Source organism: Novosphingobium sp. LASN5T, assembly GCF_003856955.1.
In the GTDB taxonomy this organism is placed as follows: domain Bacteria; phylum Pseudomonadota; class Alphaproteobacteria; order Sphingomonadales; family Sphingomonadaceae; genus Novosphingobium.
Genome location: NZ_RQSI01000016.1, coordinates 56,570 through 76,523, shown reverse-complemented (window position 1 = coordinate 76,523; position 19,954 = coordinate 56,570). Strand labels below are relative to the sequence as shown.

Below are 19,954 nucleotides of genomic sequence, written 5' to 3'. Positions count from 1 at the left end.
CGGTCGGGCTTTCGCGAAGATCAGGCGAACATCACGACGCGGCGATGCGCGAACGCAGCGCGGCAAGGCTACCGCCGGTCTTGACCTTGCCGGGCAGCGGATGGCCGACGATCTCTTCCGCCAGCCTTGCGCATTCGGACAGTTTTTCCAGATCGACGCCGGTCTCGATACCCATCTCCTCGCACATCAACACGAAATCCTCGGTGCAGATGTTGCCGGCCGCGCCGGCGTGCGCGGCGAACGGGCAACCGCCCAGCCCGGCTACCGCCGCGTCGAAATGCTGCACGCCCATCTGCAGCCCGGCATAGGCATTGGCGAGGCCCAGCCCGCGCGTATCGTGGAGGTGGAGCGAAAGGTCCACGTCTGGGTTGGCGTCCTGCACCATGCCAACCACGCGACGGATGCGTTCGGGCGTGGCCCAGGCCATCGTGTCGCCCAGCCCGATCAGCGAAAGGTCTTCCCCCTGATCGCGCGCGATCGCGCGCATCTCGTTCACCAGCGCGACAATCTTGGCCGGGGCCACGTCGCCTTCGAAATTGCAGCCGAACGCGGCGGTGACGAAGCCGGTGCGCACCGGAATTCCATGCGCCTGATACATCTTCACCAGTGCCGGCTGGGCGGCAAGCTGCTGCTGCGGATCCCGGTTCTGGTTGCGCTTGAGGAAAGCGTCGGACGCGTAGAGCGTCAGCTTGCCCTCCAGATAAAGCCGGCCCGTAGCGATAGCGCGGATCAGCCCCTGCTGGTTCAGCCACAGCCCGGCATAGCGCACCCCATCGCGCGGGGTCATCCCGGCGACGACCGCTTCCGCATCAGCCATGCCCGGCACCTTGCCGGGATGAACGAACGAAGTGACCTGGATATAATCCAGCCCCGTATCCGAAAGCGCATCGACCAGCCGGATCTTTCCCGTGGTCGGAATCAGGCGCTTCTCGATCTGGAAGCCTTCTCGCGGCCCTTCTTCCTTGATAAACACGCGCGAGGGCAGATCGGTCATGTGCTGGTTCCTTCACCGAACATTTGTTTTCGCCGCAAATAGCCATTGACAGATTGAACCGACGTTCTGCTAAATAGAACAACCAATAAGGCTTAGGCGGGGCATCCCAAAATCATGAATTCCAAGGCAGGCGTCGCGGCGGTCGATCGCGCATTCGATATCCTTCACGCCTTCCGGCACGACAAACCGGTCCTCACCCTTGCGGAAATCTCGCGCATTACCGGCCTCTACAAGAGCACCATCCTCAGGCTGATGGGATCGCTCGAAAAGTACGGCTTCGTCTGGCAGCGCGCGGATGGGAGCTATCAGCTCGGCGCAGGCCTGCTGGCCTTGTCCACCGTGTTCCAGGACGCCTTCGACCTGCGGCAGTTCGTCGATCCCGTGCTGGACGATCTGGTGGCGCAGACTGCCGAAGGCGCATCGTTCTTCATCCGCGACGGCGAATACCAGGTCTGCCTGTTCCGCGCCGAAGGGCGCCATACCGTGCGCGACTATTCGATCCGCCAGGGCGACCGGCGCGAACTCAACCGCAGCGCCGCGTCCACCATCCTGCGCGACTATGAAGCAATGCCCTATGCCCCGCTCACACCGGACAATGCCTGCGTCATCTCGATCGGTAGCGTCGATCCGGAAATGGCGGCGGTCGGCGTCCCCGTGTTCGGCGCCGGGCACAAACTGATGGGCGCGATCACGCTTTCCGGCCCCAGCGCGCGCTTCACCGACGATTACGTCGAAAAGCTGCGCCCGATCGCGATCGACGCCGCCGCGCGGCTCTCGATCAATCTGGGCGAAACGCCCGCCCGCTTCGCGCAGGTTCGCGCTGACTGATCCGGCGCAGGGCGACGGAATTTCCGCCGCCACCGCGCCGGACAACAAGCGGGCGCTCAAATCGCGCCTCCGGCCTTCAACGTCTCCAGCACCGCCGTGTCCCGGCCCAGCGCGCCGAATATCTCGGCATTGTCGGCCCCCAGCAAGGGCGGTGCGGAGCGTGCGGCCGGCTGGCTGTCGCCCAGGCTGTAACCTGCGCGGCAGACCTTGACCGTTTCGAGCCCCGGCTGGCCCATGGGGATTTCATGGATCAGGCCGCGCGCCGCGATCTGCGGGTGCGCTAGGATTTCGGGAATGGACAGGATGCGACCGGCGGGAATGCCGTTGGCGTTGAGCAGGTCCTCCCATTCCGCCGCCCCCCGCGCGCCAAGCGCCTCGTCCAGAAGCGCGTTGAGCGCCGCGCGATTGGCCTTGCGCGCCTCGCGCTCGGCAAAGCGCGGATCGGTCTTGAGCGCGGAAAGCCCCACCAGATCGCACAACCGCTCGAACTGTTCCTGCTTGTTCGCCGCGATGTTGATCTGGCCGTCGGCGCATCGGAACGCGCCGGAAGGCGCAGCCGTCGTGTTCTGGTTGCCGATCGGCTGCGCCTCGACACCCGCGATCAGGTAGTTCGATACCGCCCAGCCCATGGCCGAAATCGTCGCATCGAGCATGGCGAGGTCGATATAGGCCCCTTCCCCGCTGTGCTGGCGCCGGAACAGCGCGCTCACCACGGCAAAGGCCGCGGCCAGCCCGCCCAGCGTATCGCACAACGGATAGCCGACGCGCAGCGGCGCGGACTGCGCATCGCCGGTAATGCTCATCACCCCCGACAAGCCTTGCACGATCTGGTCGTAGGCCGGGTTGGCGCTGAGCGGCCCTTCCTGCCCGAAGCCCGAAATCGCGCAATAGACAATGCGCGGGTTAATCGCCCGCACTTCCTCGTAACCGAAGCCCAGCCGATCCATCACGCGCGGCCGGAAGTTCTCGACCACCACGTCCGCCGTCACCAGCAGATCGCGAAACAGTGCCTTGCCGTCCGGATGCTTGAGATCGATCGTCACCGACTTCTTGCCCGCGTTCTGCGCCAGGAACGAGGTGCCGAGCATCATCGCATTGAGCGCCGGGGACGCGCCGAGCTTGCGCGCAAGATCGCCCTCTTTCGGATTCTCGACCTTGATGACCTCCGCACCCAGCATGGCCATCTGATAGGTGGCATAGGGGCCGGACAGCACGTTGGTTAGATCGAGCACCCGCACGCCCGCCAGAAGGTCGGCAGGCGGACGGGCGGCAGAAGCGGCAGCCTCCGTCATGCTCAGATCTCGGCGGTCAGAACGTCGTAGCGATAGAGCCAGTCGTAGCGATCGTTGATCGGATCACGGCTCCATTCGCTTTCCATGTACTTCACCGCGCCTTCCTCGGTCGCCAGCGCGGTTTCGTGGAAGCGGGCGGTGTTTTCCTTGGCCCCGCGCACCATGCGGCTCGTGCGGTCGACGCGCGCGGCCTCGTAGCGCAGCAGGGCTTCTTTCGGATCGTCGTACTGGTCAAGGCAACGGCCCAGCACCACGCCGTCCTCGATCGACATCACCGCACCCTGTGCCAGGAACGGCAGCGTGGCGTGGCAGGCGTCGCCCAGCAGCGTCGAACGGCCCTCGCTCCACTTCTGGCGCGGCGTGCGTTCCATGAACGCCCACTTCATTACCGTCGGCGCGGACCGGATCAGCGTCTGCACGTCCTCGTGCCAGCCGGCGAAATCGTTGGCGCATTCCTCGATGCTGCCCTGCGTATACCAGGATTCGACCTGCCAGTCATTGCGCTCGATCGTGCCGATCATGTTCATCAGCTTGCCGCCGCGCAGCGGATAGTTGACCATGTGGCCCCCTGGCCCGATCCACGTCCAGCCTACCATCTGGCGCATATGTTCGGGCAGACGCTCCATGGGGATCACGGCGCGCCAGGCGATCATGCCGGTGAAATTGGCTTCGTCATCGCCGAACAGGCACTTGCGCACGGTGGATTTCACGCCATCGGCACCGATCAGGATATCGCCTTCCACGGTCTTGCCGCCGGCCAGGTGCAGCGCCACGCCGTCTTCCCGGTTGGTCACGTTCTCTACCGCCGCGCCCAGATGGATCGCTTGGGGCGCCATCGCACGCACCGCATCGACCAGCGTTCCCAGAAGGTCCGGCCGATAGACTGTGAGATAGGGATAGCCGTATTTCTCGATCGCCATCTGGCCCAGATCGAACATCGGCCACGCCCGCCCGGTGTTCCACAGGCGGAATTCCTTGCGGCGCGGCGCGCAGGACGCGGCCTTCAGCGTCTCGAACACGCCCAGCGCATCGAGCGCGCGCGCGCCGTTGGGGCTGATCTGAACGCCCGCGCCCACCTCGCCCAGTTCGGGCGCCTGCTCGTACACCTCGACGTCATAGCCGCGCCGCAGCAGGGAAAGGGCGGCCGCCATGCCGCCGATGCCACCACCGGCGATAAGGATCTTGGGCGATTTGGTCATGCCATGCTCCGGAATGAAAGTTGGTTGCGATGCCGCGCGATCACGGCGTTTCGGTCCTCAGCCAGCCAAGCTTGGCGAGGACGGGTTCATCGGTGACCTGGAGAAGCACCGCATCTTCGGCGGCGTGGTGCGTGAACGGGCGCCACGCCGGAATCGCCACGGTATCCCCGAAGCGCCATTCCATCGTCTGCCCGTCCACCACGGTCGTGCCGTTGCCACGCACGACGGCAAAGATGTTGTTCGCGGTCGTGCGCAGGGACGCGGTTTCTACCCCCGCGGGTATCCGCATCATGCGCAGGGCGATCGTATCGAGCTGCGCCGGCCCCAGCGTCACCGATGCCGGTGTGCCCTCGCCCACCCGCGCCTGCTCCGCATCCAGGGCGGCGAGCGTGTCTTCCCAGCGGAACGCGATCGGCGCTTCGGCCAGTTCGGTCACGTCCGCTTCCAGCCCCGCCGGATGCGGCTGGTAGAACATCGGCTCCATCAGATGCACCAGCGGCACATCGAGGAAATCCATCCAGTAGCAATCCTCGCCGCCGCCATTGGCGTGCGAGTGCCAGGCCCAGTTTGGCGTCAGCAGCACGTCACCTGGCCGCATTTCCACCTGGCTGCCGTCGACCACGGTATAAGTACCGCGCCCTTCAAGGATCAGCCGCAGCGCGTTGGGCGTATGGCGATGGGCGCGGGCGACCTCGCCCGGCCGGATCATCTGGTAAGCCGCCACGATCGTGCGCACCGTGGAATAGACGTTGCCTTCCACGGGGTTGAACATCGTCAGGTTGCGGCGTTCCGCCTGTGCGGTATCGACCAGCCGCCCGGCGCGGTCGAGGATCGGCTTGACCTCGGCATAGCGCCAGACGTGCGGCAGGAAATTACGCCGCGGCTCGGGCCAAAGCGCCGGGAATTTCCGGTGCCAGCCGCCCTCCATGTTCATGCTCGCGAAGGCGCCGTACAGCGCCTCCAGCGAATCCGCTTCCAGAGCCGCCATGGTCAGGCCTGCTTGATGATCGGCGGCACGTAGGGCTGCGCGAAGACTTCGGTCATGCCGAGATCGCCCTGCACCACGTCCACGTTCATTTCGCCGATCTGGTCGATCACGATGCGTATGCGATCACCGTCCACCACGGGACCGACGCCTTCAGGCGTACCGGTCGCGATCACGTCACCGGGATAGAGCGTCATCACCGCCGAGGCGGTTTCGATCATGCCCGGAATATCGAGCACCAGATCGCGCGTATTGGCGGACTGGCGCAGGTCGCCATTGACCCACAGCTTCATGTCGAGCGACGCCGGATCGGGCACTTCGTCGGCGGTCACCACCCAAGGCCCGATCGGGCAGAAGCTGTCGTATGCCTTGCGGAACACGCGCTCCTCGCGCCCGCGCACCACCATGTCGAGCAGGCAGGTGTAGCCGAACACCGCCTCGCGCCAGTTCTCGCGCTGAAGGCCGCGCACTTCCTTGCCGATGATGATGCCCAGTTCGCTTTCGTGGTGCACTTCACGCCCCGGCACCCGCGGCAGCACCACCGGATCGGACGGCCCCGAAAGCGACGAGCACGGCTTCAGGAAGAAGCCCTGGTTGGTCGCACGGTACTGCGCCTGCATTTCGCGCCCATGCGCGTGATAGTTCACCGGATAGGCGATGACCTTGTTCGGCCACGGCACCGGCGTTTCCAGCCGGACATCGGCCAGCGGCTTGCGCGCAGCGGCGGCGAGCGCCGCCTCGATCTTGGGGCGCCGCGCCTCGAAATCACGGATCAGCCGCAGCGGACCGACCGCCGGCCATTCCGCAGGATCGATGCCGCAGACATCGGTGACATCGACGATCTCGTCGCCAAGGCACACCCCGATCCTGCCACCATCAAATCTCGCGAGCCGCATAATCCCTTCTCCGTTCTATTTAACAGAACATCGTTCTTTTATTAACATAGGCAGATGTGAAATCAATTGTATTCGCGCGCTGAGACCGCATTTTTTCGGAATCGGAAGCGTCCCGCCGTTCCCGCTCATCCGGCTCGCCGTCCCGCATCGTGCCGCGGGATTTCCCGAGGCGCGGACACACGACGGGCGCGGACGACATCTGCCTTCCGCGCCCGTTGCCGGAACCCCGCACCGGGGCGGCGGCCTCATCGCCCCCCGGCCTGCCCCATCAGAAACGGGCGCGGAAACGGGCGCCCCACGTGCGGGGCGGCGCGATGTCCTGGCCGTTGTAGTTGGCGATGAACGGATACTGCTGCGTGCCGGTGTACACCGCCTTGTCGCCGATGTTCCGCACGAACAGCTGGACCGAGTACCTGTCCTCGGGCGAACGGTATGTGAGGCTGGCGTTGACCAGCGCATAGGCCGGCGCGCGCGCGTTCTCGACGAATTCCGCACTCAACCAGCGCGACGAGGCAAACGTCATGTCAGGCGCGAACTCGATCTTCGCGCCGTTGGCGAGATCGAAGGTGTGGGTATAACCCACCGTGCCCGACCACTTCGGCGTGCGCGGCAACTGGAAGCCGTTGCAGTTGATGTTCCAGAAGCCGATCTGGGCGTTGCCGCCGGTGATCGCCGTGACATCGCACGCCGTCGAGGCCGACGGATTGCCCGCCCTGTAGTTCCGGTAGCTGAATTCCTTGTACTTGCTCTCGGTGTACTCGATGCCCACCCGCAGGCTGTCGTTGGCGGTCGGACGCAGCGTCACGTCGGCGCTGACGCCCTTGGCCACGGCCTTGCCCGCGTTGAACAGCGAGGAAACCTGCGCGCCGCCGCGATCGAGCTGCGAGAAGTTTTCCTGGCGGTTCTTGTAGTCCATCCAGAACAGTTCGAGGTTGAGCTGCAGCAGCCGGCCGAAGAAGCGGTTCTTCGCGCCGATCGTATAAGCCGTCACGTCCTCGGGCTTGTAGGGATCGATGTCGGCGTTCGACTGGCCGCCCGACTTGAAGCCAGTGACCACGCTGCCGTAGATCATGCTCTGCGGCCCTGCATCGAATTCAAAGCCAGCCTTGTAATTGACCCGATGCGCCGAATAGGTGCCACGCACGTTGGTGCCCGCCGCCGTCTTCAGTTCACAGCTGCCGCCGATCGCCGTGCCGCCATTCGGGCAGGCCAGGCTGCCCGCGATGGCATAGCGATAGCCATCGACGCTCTTGGTTTCGTCGGTGTAACGGATGCCGCCGGTCAGGCGGAAACGGTCGGTCAGCGAATAGGTCGCCTCAGCAAAGGCGGCGTAGGCGCGAGTGTTGAGCGTGGCCACGAAAGCCGTGTCGGACGCGCGGCCAAGGCGGACGGCGTTGAAGCTGTCCTGATCCTCGTTGAAGAAATAGCCGCCCAGCACCCATTTGAGCTTCTCGTTCGCATTGCCGAGACGGACTTCAACCGTTTCCGCATCAGACGTGGAAGGCGCGCCGGTGAAGTAGTTGGTGGTGCTGAAATAGAGCGCCGGCATCACCAGCGAATCCAGCTTGACGTGCTGGTAGGCCGGGATGACGGTCAGCGTGGCCGGGCCAAGGTTCCATTCCAGATGACCGTTGATGCCCCAGATATCGATGTTCTGGTAGGTCTTGCTGGTGTCGAGCGGATAGATGCCCGGAGGCGCGACAACCTTCGAGATCAGGCTGTTCAGCGTGCCATTGATCGATGTCCAGCGATCGGCGGGGATGATCGGCTGGCTGTTGGTCAGGCCTGGCGCGGTTGGCGCGGTCGGCTCATAGACCACCTTGCCGGGACCACGCCCGCCGAGGTGCTGGTAGTTGAAGCCGAGGCGAAGGGTCAGATCCTCGGTCGGCTCCGCCTTCAGTTGCAAGCGGAACGAATGGTGCTTGTCGTCGTCGGTGCCGTCGCTGATGTAACCGTTGCGCGAAACACCCTGGAACGCCGCGCGGATGGCGACCTTGTCGCCCAGTGGGATGTTCAGCGCGCCTTCGGCCGAGAAGCCGTTGTAGTTCTGGAAGCCGGCCGACATGTATCCTTCAAACACGCCCAGCTTGGGCTGCACAGGAAGGATATTCAGCGCGCCGCCGGTGGCGTTGCGGCCATAGAGCGTGCCCTGCGGACCCTTGAGCACTTCGACGCGCTCCAGATCGTAGAACACGCCGGCCACGTACTGGCTGCGCGCGGCGAACACGCCGTCATAGTTCTGCGCAACGGCCGAGTTGCTGTAGGCGGTCGTCGAGAAATCGCCGGCGCCGCGGATGTATATCTGCAGCGAACTGCCGCCTTGCGTAATCTGCACGCCGGGCGAAAGCCGCGCGAGATCGGTGGCCTGCGCCACACCGGCACGCGCCAGCGTCTCGGCCGAAAGCACGTCGATCGAAACGGCGGCCTTCTGCGCGCTTTCCTGACGGAACTGCGCGGTAACGACGATTTCGCCGTCGGACGGTGCCGCTGCCTGATCTTCGGCACCCCCCGCTTCGGCCCCTGATTCCGCGGTCGACGTTTCCGCCATGGCAGCCGTCGGCAGCAGCGCACAGGCTGCAGCGCTCAGCATGAATTTCGTGAAGCAATCGCGTCGACGCATCGATGTCCTCCCCTGATCGTCAGTTATCGGAACAAGTCCGGCAAGCCCTCCGATTCAGAGGTTCTTCCAGACAGAACGACGTTCTTTTAATCCAGAATTGCGGTGCTTGTCAACGCATAGGGCCGGCACAGGCGGCCACCGTCTCTCGATCCTGTTCATCCGATTGATATTGAACGATTCAGGGATGCCGTTTTTGCGGCTTCACAGTCACTGGACAAAGGTTGATCCATCACATAGAACATCGTTCTGTTTTTTTTGCTGCGTGGATCAGGCGCGTAGGCCCAGATTCGCACCAACGGCGCCACGCGGCCTCTGGGAGATGATGAATGACGACTTTTCCTGACGTTCCCGCGTTCACCGGTTTCAACACGCCTTCCCGCGTCGAGGCGGATGTGCATGACCTCAACGTGGTCGGCACGATCCCTGCGGAAATGGACGGCGCGTTCTATCGCGTGCAGCCGGAACATCAGTTCCCGCCCAAGCTGGGCGACGACATCGCGTTCAACGGCGACGGCATGATCTCCATGTTCCGGTTCAAGGACGGCCGGGTGGATTTCACCCAGCGCTGGGCCAAGACCGACAAGTGGAAGCTTGAAAACGAAGCCGGGCGCGCGGTGTTCGGCGCCTATCGCAACCCGCTGACCGACGACGAAGCGGTGAAGGGCAAAATCCGCGGCACGGCGAACACCAATGCCTATATTCACGGTGGCCGGCTCTATGCGCTGAAGGAGGATTCCCCGGCCCTGGTGATGGACGCCGTCACGCTCGAAACCGCCGGCTACACCGATTTCGATGGCAAGATGAAGGGCGAGACCTTCACCGCGCATCCCAAGACCGACCCCGCCACCGGCAATCTCTGCGGCTTCGGCTATGCCTCAAAGGGCATTCTCACCCGCGACATGGCCTACTACGAGATCAGCCCCCAAGGCGAGCTGCTCTACGATGTGTGGTTCGAAACACCCTACTACTGCATGATGCACGATTTCGCGATCACGCCGGACTACGCGCTGTTCTCGGTCATGGGCATGACCAGCAACTGGGATCGCCTGAAAGCCGGCAAGCCGCATTTCGGCTTCGACACCTCTCTGCCGAGCTACCTTGCCGTGATGCCGCGCAGGCCCGGCACCACCGCCGCCGATATCCGCTGGTTCAAGGGCGGAAACTGCTTCACCGCGCACGTCATGAACGCGTTCCAGGAGGGCACCAGGCTGCACCTCGACCTGCCGGTAGCCGCCAACAACATGATGCCGTTCTTCCCCGACATCGACGACGCGCCGTTCGATCCCGTCGCCGGCAGCACGTTCCTGACGCGCTGGACGGTTGATCTCAGCCAGAACGAGGAAGAGTTCAAGGCCGTCCGCCTGTCTGATATGATCGGCGAATTCCCCAAGATCGACGATCGCTTCACCGGCCAGAAGAACCGGTATGGCTGGATGGTCGTGATCGATCCCAGCCAGCCGGTCGAATTGAAGGGCGGCAGTGCCGGCGGCTGGGTGATGAACACACTAGGCTTCGTCGACCTTGAGACTGGCCAGGAACAGAAGTGGTGGGCCGGCCCCGTCTCCAGCATCCAGGAACCGTGCTTCGTGCCCCGTTCGCCCGACGCGGCGGAAGGCGACGGGTGGATCGTGATGGTGTGCAATCGCCTCGAAACCCGCAGCAGCGACCTGCTGATCTTCGACGCCACCGAAATCGCCAAGGGCCCGATCGCCACGATCAACATTCCCGTGCGCCTGCGCTTCGGCCTGCACGGCAACTGGGCGGATGCGGCGCAGATCCACACCCTCAGCGAAGCAGCCTGACAACTCTCCGCCGGAAACAGAAAGGCCCGGGAAGTTCGCTTCCCGGGCCTTCTTCTTTTCGATTCTCCAGTCTGCTGCAGTCAGGGCTTTGCGGCCAATCCGTGGCCGATCATGTCCGCCAGAATGTCCGCCGCCTCGCTCCAGTCGATCGATGCGAGATCGAACCCCATGATTCCCGCGAGCCGCTCGCCATGCGCCTGCGGATACATATAGGCGCCCAGCACCACGTTCATCGCCAGGAAAAAGCGCTTTTCGTCGAGTTGCGGCAGCGCGCGGCGTAGCAGGGCGATCAGGCGCGCGCGGACCGGTGCGGCCAACGGGCGCGTGATGCCACGCGCCTCGTCAGACGGATCGAGCAGCGCCATGCAATAGACGCGATGGCTCTTGCGCAAGGCCGCCTCTTCCCGCGCCAGCGCGGCGCCGAAGAATGCGGCGACGATCGCGCGGACGGTGATGTCCCCGCTCGCCTCGATGGCGTCGAAGCCGGCGTTCTGCGCGGCGTGGATGGGGTCGAAGTGCCGCTTGAACACTTCCTCGAACAAATGGCGCTTGCTGCTCCAGTTCCGGCTCAGCGATGCGAGGCTGGTCCCCGCCTGCGCGGCGATCGCGCGGATCGTGCAGCGGTCATAGCCATTGGCGATGAACTGGTCGTCGGCCGCTTCGAGAAAGCGCTGGCGGCTGGAGCTTTCGCGCGGGGCCTCGTCCGTTGCGGCCTCGATGGCGCGGAGCTGCTCTTCAGACATCGAAGCCAACCCGGCCATAGCGCCCGTCCAGATATGTCAGCGGCACGGTATCATCCCCCAGCATCACGCGCTCCACCAGGCCTTTCACGATGGTATGGCTGCCGAAGGCCTCTGCCTGATCGACAGCGCAGATGATAGTGGCGACGGAGGCCGACACAACCGGCACACCACGCTCCATCCGCCAGGGCATCGTCGCGAAACGCTGGTCGGCCGGCGTCGAGACGAACGTCTGGCAGCCTTCGCGCTGCTCCCATGCCAGAATGTTGACGGCGAACGCCCCCTGCGCCAGCAGCGGCGCGCACAGCGACGCGCCGGTATTGATCGCCAGCAGCATCGACGGCGGCTCCATGCTGAGCGACATGAACGCGGTCATGGCGATGCCATAGGGCGTTCCGGCCGCATCCGCCGTGGTGACCAGCGCCACCCCGCTGGCCAGGCGCCGCATCGCGCCCTTGAACAAGGCGTCGAGCGGCGGTTGCGCCGAGACGTCGGCATGCGATGTCGTGACAGTCATGGTGCGTTCCCCAAAACAGGAAGCGGCCGCCCGTTGCCCGGCGGCCGCTTCCGATGGCATGACGGAGATGCTCCGATCAGCCCGGCAGGATGCCGGACTTCTGCATGAACTCCTGCACCTGGTTCCATTCGTAGTCGCGCTGCGCGATCATGTGGTCGCCAATGCGCGCGCGCGTCTGGCTGGTCAGGTAGAACATTTCGTACAGTTCGATACGGCTGCCCAGCGCCGAACCGGCGAAATCCCAGGCCATTCGCATGATCCGTGCGCGCTCCTCGGCGGCGATGCCGTTGGAGCCGGGCAGATACTTGCGCAGCAAGTCGCCGATCTCGGGATTATCGAACAGCGCCAGCGAAGGCGTGCACAGCAGGTTGTGCGAACCGATCGCGCGAATGATCTGGTTCACGCGCGTCATCCAGCCTGGCATTACGCAGCGCAGCACCGAAAGGTCACGGTGCGGGAAGAACGCGCCTGCGCCCCAGTCGTGGGCCCGTTCCTCGGCGGCATGGATGATCGAGCGGGTCATCGACAGGTACGAATAGATCTCGCCCAACTGCACCGCCACGTCGGGCGCATGCAGACTGTTGGTGACTTTGGCGATGCTGCTGCACAGGTCATAGGCGAATTCAAGCTTCACCATCGCGCGGATGGCCGTCTGCTGCAGCGTGTTGCCCGGCGAGACGCCCTGGTTCAGCGTGTTGTAGACCGTGAGGTCGCCATCGCAGAACAGCCGCTCGTAGGGCACTTCCACATCGTCGAAGATCACGAACGAATCCTGCTCGTCGAAGCGCGATGAGAACGGGGCGTCGGCCACGCTGCGATCGACGCCATAGTGATCGCGGCAGATCTGGATCACGCCCTTGGTGCTGACCGGGATCGAGAAGATCAGCGCATACTGTTCCGCGCCCGAAGGGATCGGGGCCGAGGAATAGACGTAAAGCTCGTCGGCAATCGGGCCGAGCGTCGCCAGCACCTTGCCGCCCCGCACGATCACGCCGTTTTCATTGCGGCCGACTACGCGCAGCGTCAGGTCAGAGTTCATCCCCGCGAGCGGCGGCGCGCCCTTGTCGATATTCGCGTGAACGATGGTGTGCGTCATCGAAAGATCGCCGTCGATGACTTCGCGATGGAAGTTCTTCAGCCGCTCATACCCCTCGGGCTTGCCCTTCGCCCATATGTCCGCGCGCGCGGTGTGCCCCGCCAGCACGACGTTCACATAGTCGGGCGTGCGACCGAGCATGCCGTTGGAATAGCGCGCCAGTCGCTCCAGACCACGATGGCGCACCATCAGGTCTTCCTTCGACTTGGGCAGCATCAGGCTGACGTTCATCTTCTCGCCGGGGCGTTCCGGATCGTCGATGAGGCATTCGTCAGCGTATTCGTTCTGCCAATCGAAATAGCCGGCCATGCCGTTCAGCGAGCCCGCCAGCAACGGGTCTTCCGCGACGCTGACCTTGCCTTCGCCGAGCCAAACCACCCGGCCGTCATTCAAGCCTGCCTTGTACTGGTCGCCAGTCCGGACTGCCATAGCCTCTTCTCCCCAATCGAAAACACATGTATTCACGAATCAACTGGCTAGATGCAAATGAAACATCATTCTGTCAATCAGAACTTTGGCATTGACCAATGCAGGCGGCGAGAGGTAAAAATAGAATGTTATTTTTCATAACAGAATGCGTCTGCGCCCGGCTCCGGCGAAACCGGTCCCGGCCGTAAAACCCCGGGAGATGCGATCCATGCCCATGCAAGCCGTTCCTGCCGTCACGCCCTCCCCCGCGCTGATCGAACGCGCGGCCGACCGCTTCACGCAACTGCTGGGAACCGATGCGGTCCATCGCGAAGGTCGCAATCTCGCCGAATTCCGCGATCCGTTCGAAGGCCCCGCGGCGACGGCACACCAGCCCTCTTTCGTCATCCAGCCGGAAACGGTGGAACAGGTGCAGGCGGCCGTGCGGATCGCCGCCGAACTGGGCGTCCACCTTTGGACATCATCGATGGGCCGCAACTTCGGCTACGGCGGATCGGCGCCTGCCGTCAGCGGCGGCATCGTGCTCAACCTGCGCCGGATGAACCGCATCCTCGACATCGATGCGAAGCAGGGCTTCGCGCTGATCGAACCAGGCGTCACCTTTCACCGGCTTTACGAGGAACTGCGCGCGCAGGACGCCCCGCTGATGATGTCGGTTCCCGATCTCGGATGGGGCAGCATCATCGGCAATGCGCTCGAACACGGCTACGGCTACAACGTCCACGGCGATCATGCCTCGGCGCTGTGCGGGTTGGAGGCTGTGCTGGCCGACGGCACGCTGCTGCGCACCGGTCAAGGCGCGATCAGCAACAGCCCGGTGTGGTCGTGCCATCGACGCGGCTTCGGTCCTTCGCTCGATGAACTGTTCAAGCAATCGAACTTCGGCGTGGTCACCAAGGCCGGCCTGTGGCTGATGCCGCGCCCGGAAACGATCGTCACCGGCACCATCCGCTGCGAGGGTGACGGCGATATCGTGCCGATGATCGACATGCTGCGCCGACTGATGCACGAAGGTGTGCTGCAAGGCGTGCCCATGATCGTCGGCACGCCCGCCGATACCGAAAACGAGGAAGCCGGCAACGGCGCCTTCACCATGCGCAACCTGCGGCAGGTACTGCGCCCGGGCCGCTGGAACGCGCGCATCGGCCTCTATGGCCCCGCCCGCATGGTCGAAGCGCGGCGCGCCCTTCTGGAAGAAGCCTGCGCCACCCTGCCCGGCGCGGTACTGGAACTGCGCACTTATTCCGGCGAGGCCGGCCCGGACGAGGTGGAACCGCGGGACCTGATTTCGGCGGGCATTCCCAATCAAGTCCTGCTCGAACGCCTGCACGGCATTTTCGGCCCGCGCATCGGCCACATGGATTTCTCGCCGGTCCTGCCCTTTACCGGTGAAGCGGCGCTGAAAGCCGAAGCGCTGGTGCGCGAAACGCTGGACCGGTACGGACTGGTCGGCCCGTTCGGCCTGCTGCTGACCGGCCGCAGCATGGTCAGCGCCAGCATGATCCTGTTTGACACCGCGGATGCCGAACAGGTGGAAACCACCCGCAACGCGGTGCGCGAGATGTACGATCGCGCCGCCGAGTGGGGCTGCACCGGCTATCGCGCGCACGTTTCGCTGGTCGACCACGTCGCCGCAAAGTTCGATTTCAACGATCACGCGCTCGGCAAGATCTACGCGCGGCTGAAGCAGGCGTTCGATCCGGCAGGTATCCTTTCGCCCGGCAACCACGGCATCTGGCCCGCCGGCCAGTCATCACGCGATGGCTGACCGGCCATGCCCCCTGTCGGCGGAACTCCGGCCCCTGCGTCGGAGCCTTTTGCCTCCAGTCGGATTGACTCGTCTGCGCACTAAAAATAAAAGAACGATGTTCTGTATGAAAGAACGATCTGCACGACGGATCGTCGGAGACATCACGACCGGCGCGCCACCAGGGCGTCACACGGTGACGAGGAGATAATGATGACGGGTGGGGAGCGGATCGCGATCGCGCAGGTCCGGCGCTATGCGCGCATGAATATCGTGGCCGGTTTCCTGATCTGGGGCATCGCGCTGGCCGGCGTCTCGATGATGATGCCGATCATGTACAACACGATCGCCAAGGACATGGGCTGGAGCGTCGCGCAGACCACCAGCTTCATGGCGATCAAGTCCGCCGTGTCGGCGGTGGGCGGGTTGTTCGCGGGCGGCATGTTCGTGCGCTTCGGTCTCAAGCGCGTATTCATGCCCTCGGTCGTCACGATCGGCATCGCCACCACGCTGCTCTTTTTCGTCCGCAACCTGCCGGTCTACTATGCGCTTGCCGCCGTCTCCGGCTTCGCCTCGATCCTGGCCCTGATTGCCATCCAGGTCACACTCGCACGCTGGTATTCGGCGAGCCTTGGCCGGATCACCGGCATTGCCATGCTGGGCGGCGCCGTTGCCGGCACGGTCGTGCCGATGGCGACGACCCTGGGCCTGCGCCAGCTCGGCTGGCACGCCACCGCCGGAACGGCGGGCCTTATCGTGCTCGTGGTGCTGTCGCTCGCGGTCAACTTCCTCGTCCACGAGACGCCCGAAGCTTACGGTTACACCGCCGACGAACTGGACCCTGGCAAGGCTGCTCCCGGCAAGCCCGGAGTTGCGGGGCAGGCCCCCGATCCGGGGCCGGAGTTTTCCTCGTTCCTGCGCAGCCGCCAGTTCATCCTGCTGATCGTCGCCGCGGCGATGTCGGGCGTGATCAGCAACGGCATCAACGAATACATCCCGCTGTTCATCGAACGCCACACCAGCCTTGGCGCTTATGTCGCGGCGCTGGGTTTCACCATCGTCATCGTGATCTCGGGCCTCGGCAAGATCCTGTTCGGCTGGGTGTTCGATCGCCTTTCCACGCGCGGCGTGGCGCTGTGCTGGGCGCTGTGCGGCGTTGCAGCGCTGCTCACCTTCCCGCTGGCCGGCCTCGCCACGTTCCTGATGTTCACGATCGTGCGCGGCGTGTCGCACGGCGGCGTGATCGTGCAGGCCCCCGTCCTCGCACGGCACATGTACGGCGTGCGATCGCTGCCGCAGGTCATCTCGCTGCTCAGCGCCGCGTTCCACCTCGGCGCTTCGGCGGGTATTGCGGCGATTGGCTTCGGCGTCGACCTAACCGGCGGCTTCACCCTGCCGTTCGTCGTGGTGACGTGCATCGCCTTCGCCGCCGCCTTCATCGCCCTCAGCTTCAAACCCCGCTACTGGGCCGGCTATACGGAGCGCTAGGTGCAGGAACCAACGCGGTTGCTGCTGCTTGCCGGGGCAAGCTTCGCGGCCTCCTTTCTCAGCGCCTGCTTTTCGGTCGGCGGCGGCTACATCCTGTTCGGCGCGACGACGTGGATTCTGCCGCTGCCGAGCGCGATCGCGCTGCAATCGGTGCTGTCGTTCGGTTCGCTGTTCTCGCGTACCCATGCCTTCTGGGCTGATATCGACTGGGCGATCGTGCGCACCTTCACCGCCGGTTCGCTGGCCGGTGTGGCGGGCGGCATGTGGCTGTTCAGCCGCGCGCCGGAAAACCTGCTGGCAATATTGCTGGGCGTCCTGCTGCTGGTGCTGGCATGGCTGCCGCCGCTCCGGCTGCGCATCTCGCCCGGCAAGTCGTTCTTCTCGGTCGGCGTCCTGCATGCCGTGGTGGGAACGCTGTTCGGCCTCGGCGCGATCCTCCAGCCCGCGCTGCTGCGCACGAAGCTGACCCGCACCGCGATCGTCGGCACCTTCGCCAGCTGCATCATCGTGCTCGAGGTGCTGCGGACGGCGGGCTATTCCGCAGCGGGCTTCGACTACCGGCAATACGTGCCAGAAATCCTCGTTGCGACGGTTACGGGCCTGGCCGGCACCTACCTCGGCAAGCGCGCTACGCCGATCATTCCGGACCATGTTTTCCGCACGGCCTTGCGCCTGTTCATCAGCGTGCTCGGCATACGGTTCATGCAGAAGGGAACGGCCGGATGGACCGCCTGACAGCCCCCCTTCCTGTCCGTGGCACCGCCATGACCGTTGACAGGCCCCGGCGACTGCCATACGCATTTTTATAGAATATCGATCCGTCAGACAGAATATTCCTCGCGCACTGGAGCCTGCCTCCGCCGCGTGCAAGCAAATCATCAGGAGTGGATATGGCCTCCTTGCTCCCCAAGGGCGTAGGCAGCACCGGGTTCCAGAAAGCCCTCGCCGGATTTCGCGCCGCCATCGGCAACCAGTGGGTGCTCGACAGCGAAGAGGACCGCGCGTCCTATATCGATCCCTATGCCATGGGCGACGGCATGGATCACGATTGCTCCGCGATCGTGGCGCCGGCCTCGGTCGAGGAAGTGCAGGCGATCGTGCGCGTGGCCAACGAAACCAAGGTCGCGCTCTGGCCCGTCGGGCGGGGCAAGAACCTGGGCTATGGCGCGGCCTCGCCGGCGGAAAAGGGCGATGTCATCCTCGATCTCAGCCGCATGAACCGCGTGCTCGAGGTCAACGACAAGCAGGCCTATTGCCTGCTGGAACCGGGCGTCGGCTATTTCGACCTGTTCCGCCACCTCAAGGAAAACAACCATCCGTTGTGGATGTCCGTTCCCGGCAACTCCTGGGGCAGCGTCATCGGCAACGCGCTCGACCGGGGCATCGGTTACACGCCCTATGGCGATCACTGCGAACAGATCTGCGGCATGGAAGTGGTGCTTCCCGATGGCTCGGTCGTCCGCACCGGTATGGGCGCGATGCAGGGTTCCGCCGGGTGGCAAGCCTACAAGTACGGATATGGCCCCGGTTGGGACCAGATGTTCATGCAGTCGAACCTAGGCGTAGTCACCAAGGCCGGCGTCTGGCTCCAGCCGGAACCGGAAATGACCGCCAAGATCGAACTGGCCCTGCCCAATTTCGACGATGCCGCGTGGGCCATCGACATCCTGTGCGACCTGCGCCGGCGTGACGTGATCCAGCACAATATCGTGTTCGGATCGCCGGTGCGCGCGGCCTCCACCATGTCGCAACGGGCGGACTGGTACGACGGCCCCGGGGCGCTGCCGGATTCGGTCAGCGAGACCATGATGAAGAAGCTCGGACTCGGCTGGTGGAACGCCAAGATCAGCCTGTTCGGCCACGAAGGCACGGTGACGGCGCAAGTGGACCTGATCCGCAAGCTGTTCGAGCCGAAGCTGGGCCGTCCGCTGGAATTCGAGCTGTGGAAGAAGGGCGATCCCGAGGAGAAGTCTGCCCAGGGCGTTCCCACCACGATGGGGCTTCAATGCGTCAACTGGTACGGCGGACGCGGCGGCCACCTCAGCTTCGCGCCGGTGCTGCCGCAAGACGGCACGCTCGCCTTCAACTACGCCAAGAAGATCAAGGCCTATTACGAGGAAATCGGCCAGGACTATTACGCCAGCTTCACCATCGGCCGGCGGCACATCAACAACGTCAGCCTGATTCTCTACAACCGCGATGAACCGGAGATGGTCGCCCGCGCCGACAAGCTCTATCGCCACCTGCTTGCCGAAGCCGCAAGCCAGGGCTTCGCCGAATATCGCGGCCATATCTCCTACATGGATGCTGTGGCGGAAACCTACAATTTCGGGGGCGGCGCGCTGCGCAGGCTCAACGACAAGGTCAAGGCCGCGCTCGATCCCAACAACATCATCGCGCCCGGCCGCAACGGCATCGGCACCCGCCGCTGAGCAGAGGGAGAACGCCCATGAAACTTTCGCGATCGCTCCTGCCGCTGGCCGGGCTCTCCGCGCTGCTGGCGGCATCGTGCGGCACGGCGGGAGATGTCCCTCCTCCGCCCGCGCCGAAGCCCGCGTCCCCGATCGCCGCCGCGCTGTTCGGGTCGGGATCGAAGGACGAGGGCGAACGCCTGTTCGGACAGGAATGCGCTTTCTGCCATGTCGGCAAAAGCACCGGCGCGATGATGCTGGGCCGCCGGCTGGGCAAGGACAAGGCCGAGCTGATCCACCGCACCGACCTTGACGCCGACTACGTTAAGGCCGTGGTCCGCAACGGGCTGATGAACATGCCGGCCTTCTCGCGGGTCGAAGTGACCGACGCGGAACTCGACAAGATCGCCGCCTATCTCGCGCGGAAGAAATCGTGATGCCGCTTCGTCGCAATATCCTGAAAGGCGGCGTGACGCTGGGGGCGGCCGGCCTTGCGGGCCTGCCCGGCCTGGCGTCTGCACTCGATCTCTCCGGCGATCCGCGCTTCATCGTCGATGGCAGACTGCCGGAAGCCCCTCGCCTGATCGCGCAGGCCCGCGCGGGCGGGCACACGCTGGCTGATCCGCAGGGCGAAGTCGTGGCGCTGCTGCTTGCCCCGCATGGCCGCTGGCTGTCCGCCAATGGCATGATCGTGGGGCTGACCGGATATTCCGATTTCGTGCTGGCGCGCGATGTCCTGCGCGGAACATCGCGCCCCGTGCGCCATGCCGTTTCCCTCAACGGCATGGCGCAGATGGAAACCACCCTGGACGGCGGCAAGCGCACCACCCGCACGCTGGACGCTTTACTGGGTCCGGCGCCGTGGCGCGAAAACACGCGGGCGACCAGCTTTCTCTGGCTGGCCTGACCG

The 19,954-nt window shown here is 64.5% G+C and carries 17 protein-coding genes; 8 read left to right on the top strand and 9 right to left on the bottom strand.

What is annotated here, in order from left to right; translation table 11 throughout:
- Positions 1-31: 31 nt before the first annotated feature.
- Positions 32-994 carry a hydroxymethylglutaryl-CoA lyase gene (locus EH199_RS12510; RefSeq protein ID WP_124809625.1) on the bottom strand — a complete coding sequence of 321 codons (963 nt, stop codon included), beginning with the start codon at positions 992-994 and terminating at the stop codon, positions 32-34.
- A gap of 114 nt (positions 995-1,108) precedes the next feature.
- Between EH199_RS12510 and EH199_RS12505 the strand changes: the two genes are divergently transcribed.
- Positions 1,109-1,822: an IclR family transcriptional regulator gene (locus EH199_RS12505; protein WP_124809624.1), complete on the top strand. Its 714-nt coding sequence runs from the start codon at positions 1,109-1,111 to the stop codon at positions 1,820-1,822.
- Between the two features lie 56 nt (positions 1,823-1,878).
- On the opposite strand, the gene EH199_RS12500 is transcribed toward EH199_RS12505, so the two are convergent.
- From EH199_RS12500 to EH199_RS12480, 5 genes are all read right to left on the bottom strand, one after another.
- Positions 1,879-3,114 (bottom strand): CaiB/BaiF CoA-transferase family protein, encoded by a 1,236-nt coding sequence (locus EH199_RS12500; protein WP_124809623.1) that lies wholly within the window; start codon positions 3,112-3,114, stop codon positions 1,879-1,881.
- Between the two features lie 2 nt (positions 3,115-3,116).
- The gene (locus tag EH199_RS12495) at positions 3,117-4,313 is read right to left on the bottom strand and encodes an FAD-dependent monooxygenase (protein ID WP_124809622.1); all 1,197 of its coding nucleotides are present in this window, start codon (positions 4,311-4,313) and stop codon (positions 3,117-3,119) included.
- A 40-nt stretch (positions 4,314-4,353) separates the two neighbouring features.
- On the bottom strand, positions 4,354-5,301 hold the full coding sequence (locus tag EH199_RS12490; RefSeq protein WP_124809621.1) for a cupin domain-containing protein: 948 nt from the start codon (positions 5,299-5,301) through the stop codon (positions 4,354-4,356).
- A gap of 2 nt (positions 5,302-5,303) precedes the next feature.
- Positions 5,304-6,194 (bottom strand): fumarylacetoacetate hydrolase family protein, encoded by an 891-nt coding sequence (locus EH199_RS12485; protein WP_124809620.1) that lies wholly within the window; start codon positions 6,192-6,194, stop codon positions 5,304-5,306.
- 268 nt (positions 6,195-6,462) lie between these two features.
- Entirely contained in the window at positions 6,463-8,814 is a 2,352-nt protein-coding gene (locus tag EH199_RS12480; protein WP_124809619.1) for a TonB-dependent receptor, read from the bottom strand.
- 326 nt (positions 8,815-9,140) lie between these two features.
- Between EH199_RS12480 and EH199_RS12475 the strand changes: the two genes are divergently transcribed.
- Entirely contained in the window at positions 9,141-10,616 is a 1,476-nt protein-coding gene (locus EH199_RS12475; RefSeq protein WP_124809618.1) for a carotenoid oxygenase family protein, read from the top strand.
- 80 nt (positions 10,617-10,696) lie between these two features.
- Here the strand turns inward: EH199_RS12475 and EH199_RS12470 are convergent, their stop codons facing one another.
- The 3 genes from EH199_RS12470 to EH199_RS12460 form a co-directional block, all read right to left on the bottom strand.
- Positions 10,697-11,359, bottom strand: coding sequence for a TetR/AcrR family transcriptional regulator (locus EH199_RS12470; protein WP_190287253.1), 663 nt, complete (start codon positions 11,357-11,359; stop codon positions 10,697-10,699).
- Positions 11,352-11,873 carry a flavin reductase family protein gene (locus tag EH199_RS12465; protein WP_190287252.1) on the bottom strand — a complete coding sequence of 174 codons (522 nt, stop codon included), beginning with the start codon at positions 11,871-11,873 and terminating at the stop codon, positions 11,352-11,354. Before EH199_RS12465 ends, EH199_RS12470 begins: the two co-directional genes overlap by 8 nt.
- A 76-nt stretch (positions 11,874-11,949) precedes the next feature.
- Positions 11,950-13,398, bottom strand: a complete 1,449-nt coding sequence (locus EH199_RS12460) for a 4-hydroxyphenylacetate 3-hydroxylase N-terminal domain-containing protein (RefSeq protein ID WP_124809615.1) — start codon at positions 13,396-13,398, stop codon at positions 11,950-11,952.
- Between the two features lie 208 nt (positions 13,399-13,606).
- On the opposite strand from EH199_RS12460, the gene EH199_RS12455 reads away from it, so the two are divergent.
- From EH199_RS12455 to EH199_RS24405, 6 genes are all read left to right on the top strand, one after another.
- Positions 13,607-15,166 carry an FAD-binding oxidoreductase gene (locus EH199_RS12455; RefSeq protein ID WP_190287251.1) on the top strand — a complete coding sequence of 520 codons (1,560 nt, stop codon included), beginning with the start codon at positions 13,607-13,609 and terminating at the stop codon, positions 15,164-15,166.
- Positions 15,167-15,355: 189 nt separating this feature from the next.
- Positions 15,356-16,633, top strand: coding sequence for an MFS transporter (locus tag EH199_RS12450; protein WP_124809613.1), 1,278 nt, complete (start codon positions 15,356-15,358; stop codon positions 16,631-16,633).
- Positions 16,634-17,368 carry a sulfite exporter TauE/SafE family protein gene (locus EH199_RS12445; protein ID WP_124809612.1) on the top strand — a complete coding sequence of 245 codons (735 nt, stop codon included), beginning with the start codon at positions 16,634-16,636 and terminating at the stop codon, positions 17,366-17,368.
- 155 nt (positions 17,369-17,523) lie between these two features.
- Positions 17,524-19,065 carry an FAD-binding oxidoreductase gene (locus tag EH199_RS12440; protein ID WP_124809611.1) on the top strand — a complete coding sequence of 514 codons (1,542 nt, stop codon included), beginning with the start codon at positions 17,524-17,526 and terminating at the stop codon, positions 19,063-19,065.
- A gap of 17 nt (positions 19,066-19,082) precedes the next feature.
- Entirely contained in the window at positions 19,083-19,481 is a 399-nt protein-coding gene (locus EH199_RS12435) for a cytochrome c (protein ID WP_124809610.1), read from the top strand.
- Positions 19,478-19,951 (top strand): hypothetical protein, encoded by a 474-nt coding sequence (locus EH199_RS24405; RefSeq protein WP_190287250.1) that lies wholly within the window; start codon positions 19,478-19,480, stop codon positions 19,949-19,951. The genes EH199_RS12435 and EH199_RS24405 overlap by 4 nt, the downstream gene beginning before the upstream one ends.
- The last annotated feature ends 3 nt before the right edge of the window (positions 19,952-19,954 follow it).